Source organism: Verrucomicrobiia bacterium, assembly GCA_035629175.1.
Lineage (GTDB): Bacteria > Verrucomicrobiota > Verrucomicrobiia > Limisphaerales > DASXHY01 > DASXHY01.
In genome coordinates this window covers 1-7,169 of record DASPIL010000097.1, presented here as the reverse complement: position 1 = coordinate 7,169, position 7,169 = coordinate 1, and the positions used below count along the sequence as shown (strand labels likewise).

The following is a 7,169-nucleotide window of genomic DNA, read 5'->3' as shown; positions in this document are numbered from 1 at the left end:
AATCTCGCTGCGGGAACAGCAGGCGCCTTTAATTCGTATCTCATCACCAAACACAACGCCGACAACCAGGCCCTCGGCGTCGGCCTGCCCAGCGCCGCATTCATCACGGCCATGATCGTGGCCGTCACGGTATTCATGCCTTACGCCGATCGAGGTCACAGCACACGGAAGCTGCTGTGGGGCATTGGAGCCATCACGCAGATCGTTGCTTATGGTCTTTTGATTCTGCTGCCTTTCAGCATTCCCGTGATCGTGGTGAACATCGTCCTCTTCGCGGGCGGCGCCGCGCTTGCCGGCGAGGCGTTTTACAAGGTGTTTAGCCAGGAACTGTTTCCCACGATGCTGCGCGGAACCGCCCAGGGGATCACGTTCGGGGTGGCGCGCATCGCCGTCGGCATTTGGAGCTTCTTCGTGCCAGTGCTCACGGGTTCAGGTGGAATTCCGCTGCTCGCCTCGCTGCTCACGATCTTCCTGGTGATCAGCGGCGCAGTCGGATTCTTTTTCATGCCCAACACGTCCGGAAAGTCACTCGAGCAGATTGAATCGGAGCGCGCGGGAACATGAATCAGCCTGACATTCGAGGACCCATCCGCATTTCGCGCCTGCGATGCGAATACTTGCAGAACCCGCTTGGCATTGACGAAATCCAGCCGCGGTTGAGTTGGATCCTGCAATCCGATCGCCGCGGCGCAAAGCAAACGGCGTGGCAGATCCGCGTCGCGAGTTCCTCGAAACTTCTGGCAAGCAACCGCGCGGATCTATGGGACAGCGGCCGGATTGAGGGAGATCAATCGACCCACATTGCCTACGCCGGTTCGCCGCTGAGCTCGCGCATGGAATGTCATTGGCACGTGACGATCTGGGATGAACAGGGCCAGGCGATCACGAGTGCGCCCGCACTCTGGACGATGGGATTGTTGAACCCGAATGACTGGCAGGCCCGTTGGATTTCGCACGATCCCGAGATCATTCGCCGCGACGCCGACGCGCTTGAATCAACTCCGACGCAGCCGGGCACGTGTCCCCTGCTGCGAAAACACTTTGAGGTGGCGGGAATAATCCAACGCGCAACGCTTTACGTGAGCGCGCGCGGCATCGTCGACCTGCAACTGAACGGACACCGCGTGACGGAGGACCGCTTCATTCCTGAATGGACGGATTACAACAAGCGCTTGCACTATCGCGCGTTCGACGTCACTCCCCTGCTCCGCCGCGGCGAGAATGCTCTGGGCGCATTTCTTGGCGATGGTTGGTGGAGTGGGTTTGTGGGCTGGCAGGAGGTGCGGGGACAATATGGAACCTTGCAAAACAGCCTGCTCGTTCAGTTGGAAATCGAAGCGCAGACTTCGCGTGTTGAATTCCCGGAACCCACAGGACCCCTCCTCTCCCGACCTTCGGCCACCCTCTCCTCCATTCCGAATGGAGAAGAGGGACGGGGAGAGGAGGTGCTTAACCGCCCAGCAAAGAAAATCATCATCACAAGCGATCGCTCATGGCGTTGCGAGACGGGACCCATCCTGTCAGCTGATTTCATGATGGGCGAAACCTACGATGCCCAACGCGACCGCGCTGGGTGGGATCGGCCTGGGTTCGATGATTCGGCCTGGCTGCACGCGATTGAAGTCCCGCCCGCCAGGGTTCACATCCCGAAGTTTGGCTTTTCGAACAACAAGAGCCGCGATACGGATCGGGAACTTCCACTGGTTGCGCAGCGCTCCGAACCTGTCCGCGTGGTCGAAACACTTCGGCCTGTTTCCGTCACCGAGATTAAGCCAGGCGTGTTCATCTACGATCTGGGCCAGAACATTGCAGGATGGATGCGAATCGCGGTTCAAGGCGCGGCAGGAACGCGCGTTCAACTGCGGCACGCCGAGCGCCTCAACCCCGACGGCACGCTTTACACGGATAATCTTCGCCGCGCCCGCGCCACGGATATCTACATTCTCAAAGGCGACGGCGAGGAGACCTGGGAACCGCGATTCACATTTCACGGATTTCAATATGTTGAACTCTCCGGACTCGAAAACGCGCTGCCGCTGGAAAAGATTTCCGGCTGCGTCGTGATGTCCGCAACGCCTGCTGCCGGCCACTTCGAGTGTTCGCATCCGCTTGTGAGCCGGCTCTGGCAAAATGCGCTGTGGGGTCAGAAAGGAAATTTCCTATCGGTGCCGACCGATTGCCCGCAACGCGATGAGCGGCTTGGCTGGATGGGCGATGCGCAGGTGTTCCTTCGCACGGCAACGTACAACATGGATGTCGCGGCGTTCTTCACCAAGTGGATGATTGATGTCACTGACTCGCAGGATGTCGACGGCATTTTTCCCGATGTCGCCCCGCGCCTCCGCGAAGGCGAAGGCTTTGCAGGCCTGGACGGATTGGGCGGCGCTGCAGGCTGGGCGGATGCGGGAATCATTGTGCCGTGGACGCTATGGCGTGTGTACGGCGATCGACGCATCATTGAACGCCACTGGGATTCGATGGTGCGATGGCTGGACTGGCTGGAGAAATCCAACCCCAATGGAATCCGCGCAAACGCGCTCAACAACAATTACGGTGACTGGCTGTGCATTCCGTCGGACCGCGAGTTCCGCACGCAATCGCCGATGAAGACGCTGCTCGCCACCGCGTATTGGGCTGATGACGCGGCGAAGATGGCGCGAATGGCGCGCGAACTCGGACGCGACTCTGACGCTGAACGTTTCGATCGCATGTTTGAATCCGTGCGAAACGCATTCCAGAAAGAGTGGTTGCGAAATGATGGCCGGCTTGAAGTTGAAACCCAAACCGCGTATCTCCTTGCGCTCGCGTTCAACCTGCTGCCGCAGGAAGTGCGCAGCCGCGCTGCAGATCATCTCGTCGAAAATATCCGCAACCTCAATTGGCACCTGAGCACGGGCTTCATCGGCATCAGCCACTTGAATCCCATCCTGACTTTGAGTGGCCACGCAGACGTCGCGTATCGCCTGCTTCTCAACCAGGATTATCCTTCCTGGCTTTACCCCGTGATCCATGGCGCCACGACGATTTGGGAGCGTTGGAACGGCTGGACTGAGAAGGACGGGTTCTTCAATCCCGCGATGAACTCATTCAATCATTACTCGCTGGGCTCCGTCGGCGAATGGCTCTATCGGCACGTGGCCGGCATTGAACTGGATTCGGAGATTCCAGGCTTCAAACGATTCGTTATCAGGCCGTGGCTCGGGCTTGGAATTTCATCAGCCGATGCGCGTTACGACTCTATCCACGGAAGAATTGAGAGCCGATGGACTCTCGAAGGCAATGCGTTCGAACTGCACCTGACAATTCCCGCAAACACATCTGCGATCGTCACCCTTCCCCATGGCACGTGCGAGATTTTGGAAGGCGGTATTCCTGCTGAAAAATCCGCCGGCATTCGACTCCTCAACCCACACGAGCCTGGAACTTTCGAAGTTCAATCGGGACGTTACGCGTTCACGGCACGCATTCGATCGCAATAAAAAAACCGGCAGGTTCACTGCCGGGTTGAAGGATTGCCTTGCGAAAATTTAAACGGGCGCGGGGGCCGGGTTGCCGAGCCCGGGCAACTTGGGTGACGACGGCTTTGTCGGATTCTCCGGCAATGGGGTTCCAGCGGGCGCTCCGTGGGGAGGCTCGATGTTGGCCGGGGGCGGAGGTGGAGTGAACTTGCCGGTTTGGATGATCTCCTCAACCTGCGAGCCTTCCAGCGTTTCATATTCGAGCAGGGATTTTGCAATCAGCTCCAGCTTGTCGCGATTTCCGAAAATGATTTCGCGCGCAACATTGTAGGCTTCGTCGATAATCCGCTTGATCTCACTGTCGATCTCTTCCGCGGTGTGCTCGCTGAAGTTCTTCGTTCGCGCCATTTCACGGCCGAGGAAGACATACTCGTCATCGTCACCATACTGGACCATGCCCAGCTTCTCGCTCATGCCGTACTGGCAAACCATTGCCCGCGCGAGTTGCGTCGCCTGTTGAATGTCCATGGAGGCGCCCGTTGAAATGTCCTCCGAGACAATCTCTTCGGCGATTCGCCCGCCCATGGTGACTGCGATCACATCCAGCATTTCCTTGCGCTTGCGGCTGTGGATGTCCTGTTTGGGCAGGTACATCGTGGCCCCGAGCGATTGCCCGCGCGGAATGATCGTCACCTTGTGCAGCGGATGCGTATGTTTCAGCATCACGTTCACGAGCGCATGTCCCGCCTCGTGCCACGCCGTAAACTTCTTCTCCTCATCTGTCATGGCGAGGCTTCGCCGTTCCCTGCCCCAGCGCACCTTGTCGCGCGCCTCTTCCAGTTCCTGCATGCCGACGCCCTTCTTGTTGGTGCGGGCTGCAAGGAGGGCCGCTTCGTTCAAAAGATTGGCGAGCTCTGCGCCAGAGAATCCAGGAGTGCCACGGGCAATGATCGAAAGATCCACCCCAGGGAGGAGCTTCACGTTCTTCGCATGCACCTTGAGGATCGCTTCCCGTCCGCGAACGTCAGGCAGGTTGACGGTCACCTGGCGATCAAAACGTCCCGGGCGCAGGAGCGCGGGATCGAGAACGTCGGGCCGATTCGTTGCCGCAATGATGATGATGCCTTCCTGTGTGTCGAAGCCATCCATCTCAACCAGCAACGCATTCAACGTTTGTTCGCGTTCATCGTTGCCGCCACCCAGGCCATGTCCACGGCTCCGGCCGACAGCGTCAATTTCGTCGATGAAAATCAAACACGGCGTGTTCTTGCGCGCCTGCTCGAACATGTCGCGAACGCGGCTGGCGCCAACGCCCACGAACATTTCAACGAAGTCTGATCCGCTGATGCTGAAGAACGCGGCATCTGCTTCGCCTGCGATTGCTTTCGCAAGCAGCGTCTTTCCAGTTCCGGGAGGTCCAACCATCAGGACACCCTTGGGAATCCGGCCGCCGAGGCGCTGAAACTTCTTGGGATCCTTGAGGAATTCAACCAGCTCGGAAACTTCCTCGATGGCTTCATCAATTCCCGCAACGTCCTTGAACGTGGTCTTGTTGCGTTCCTTGGCGAGCAGGCGGGCCTTGCTCTTGCCAAAACTGAGCGCGCCCTTTCCAGCCATCTTGATCTGGCGAATAAAGAAGAACCAGATGAAGGCGGCGATTGCGAGAATCGGAAGGATGCTCCAAATGAGACCAACGAGAATCTGATTGGACTCGTGCGCCACAAACTTGCCCGTTGCGTACAGCTTGTTCTCGGCTTCGTCCGTGAGCCGAACCTTGGCGCGGAACGGTATCGTCTCGCCCTTGATGGCTTCGCCTTTTGCATCCGCCTTGTAATAGGCGCCCGAGATTTCCTGCAGCAGGGATTGTTGCGTGTAGCTGATCTTTGCGCCGGGCGCGATGAGATTGGCGTCCACTTTTGCCATGAACTCCGGCTGCGAAAGCAGGGTCCCTGGCGGGTCCATTTTGCCGCGCATCATCACGAGCATGATGATGCTGCCGATGATTGCGATCCAGACGACCCACGTGCGCGGCGGAACACGAAACTCCCCACCCTTTCGGGAGTTTTTGTCGTCATCATTCATTTTATTGTCTTCAGCCATGAGATTTGGTTGGCCGCAAGTTAACACGATGGGGATTTACCCGCAACCGGGGGGATTTAACGGGGCTTCCACTGCCAAAGCAAGCGACGAGTTGTGGATGGCGTGATCTTGAACTGCTCCGAAATACGCAGCTTTTCGACCCAAAAGACCTCCCCCGAGCCAGTACACGCGACCGCGAGTCGCTGCCGCTCGTCGCGTGGGATTCGGGCGTTCGTAAACAGGTCCTGCAACTTCACGGAACCCGGCATTCCAATCGGTTGATATCGATCTCCGGCTTGCCAGTGTCGCAAAAGAACCGCGGGTCCGACGCGGTCCGCATCAAACACTTCAAGCCGAGGACGACGCCCAGGCAGCGAATTGTTCGTGGGTTTTGTCAGCTTCCACGTGATTTCAAGGCCGTTGAAGTTCAGTTTGCCTGCACGTCCGCTCAGTGCGACCTCCACGGCTGGGGCTCTGGTCTGAAAGCGCGTGACGCTTTCCTTTTTAATTCGCCCGTCCCGTCCGCAACTCAGGAATTCGCGCGGGCCGAACGAAATGCGCTTTCCGGGCCTAAGGCGCAATGCCTCGATTAATTCAAAGTGCGGCGGAATTCCAAGTTCCACCAACTGCTGTTGCAAACAGGATCGCTGAAGCGCGACGTGAAGTTCCGCAAATGGCGATTTTGGATCATCGCGCCAATTTCGCGCAGCCTGCGCAACGAATTCGGCGTTCGCACCCGAAAGCTCACCCACACGGGCAACAACCCGCAAGAGCGCGGGTTGATACTTCGATTGCAGCAAGGGCACAAGTTCATGGCGGATCCGGTTCCTTTGGATCTCGAGCGAATCGTTGCTGGCATCCTCTCGAAACCAGATTCCCTGCTCCTTCGCGTACGCGAGCAGCGCGGTTTTCGGACAATCGAGGAGCGGGCGGATTAGAGTGACCCGGGGATGAGCCGGCGACGAACGCTTCCAACGCATGCCAGCAAGGCCTTCCTCTCCGCTGCCGCGCAAGAGCCGAAGAAGAAAAAGTTCCACCTGATCGTCTGCATGATGCGCAAGCGCAACAGTCGGGATGCGTTGCTCTCGCGCAGTGCGGGCGAGGAATTCGTGACGCAATTTGCGAGCGGCCATTTCCACGGAGATCTTTTCCTTCGCCGCGCAAGCCTTCACATTCGCACCTTCAGAAAAGCACTTCAGCTTCAGCCTGAGCGCCGCCTCGCGAACGAAGCGTTCATCCGCATTGCCGCTGCGGCCGCGCAACTGATGATTGAAATGCGCGACTGATAGAGTCCAGCGATGACTGACGGAGAGGGAGTGCAGGAGATGCAGAAGCACCATGGAATCGACACCACCCGAAACCGCGACCAGCACGCGCTGGCCATCGTTTAGCAGGCGGCGCGATTGGATTGTGGTTTCAAGGTTTCGAACCAGTTCGATCACTGCGTGATGCTATCGCCGCGCATTGCGGGATCAAGGGCGTTCGGTTGGGGCCCGTGGCGTCAGGCATCCTTGCCTGCCGTGGAGCCGGGCTTCCAGCCCGGTGGAAGGAACCTCAAACGAAGCCGAGCGGGTTGAAAGAATCTGAGTGCCTCTCGTGCTTAAAGGTTCGTCCGGGCGGCAAGGATGCGCG

At 58.3% G+C, this 7,169-nt stretch carries 4 protein-coding genes; 2 read left to right on the top strand and 2 right to left on the bottom strand.

Annotated features, from left to right (window positions below):
- Positions 1–564 (top strand): MFS transporter (locus tag VEH04_17840; GenBank protein HYG24641.1); only part of this gene is annotated, 564 nt, incomplete at its 5' end.
- Positions 561–3,479, top strand: coding sequence for a family 78 glycoside hydrolase catalytic domain (locus tag VEH04_17835; GenBank protein HYG24640.1), 2,919 nt, complete (start codon positions 561–563; stop codon positions 3,477–3,479). The genes VEH04_17840 and VEH04_17835, both read left to right, overlap by 4 nt.
- Before the next feature lie 48 nt (positions 3,480–3,527).
- On the opposite strand, the gene ftsH is transcribed toward VEH04_17835, so the two are convergent.
- Both ftsH and tilS read right to left on the bottom strand, forming a co-directional pair.
- Positions 3,528–5,558, bottom strand: coding sequence for an ATP-dependent zinc metalloprotease FtsH (ftsH, locus tag VEH04_17830; GenBank protein HYG24639.1), 2,031 nt, complete (start codon positions 5,556–5,558; stop codon positions 3,528–3,530).
- Between the two features lie 56 nt (positions 5,559–5,614).
- Complete coding sequence (gene tilS / locus VEH04_17825) at positions 5,615–6,979, bottom strand: tRNA lysidine(34) synthetase TilS (protein ID HYG24638.1); 1,365 nt, start codon at positions 6,977–6,979, stop codon at positions 5,615–5,617.
- Positions 6,980–7,169: the final 190 nt, after the last annotated feature.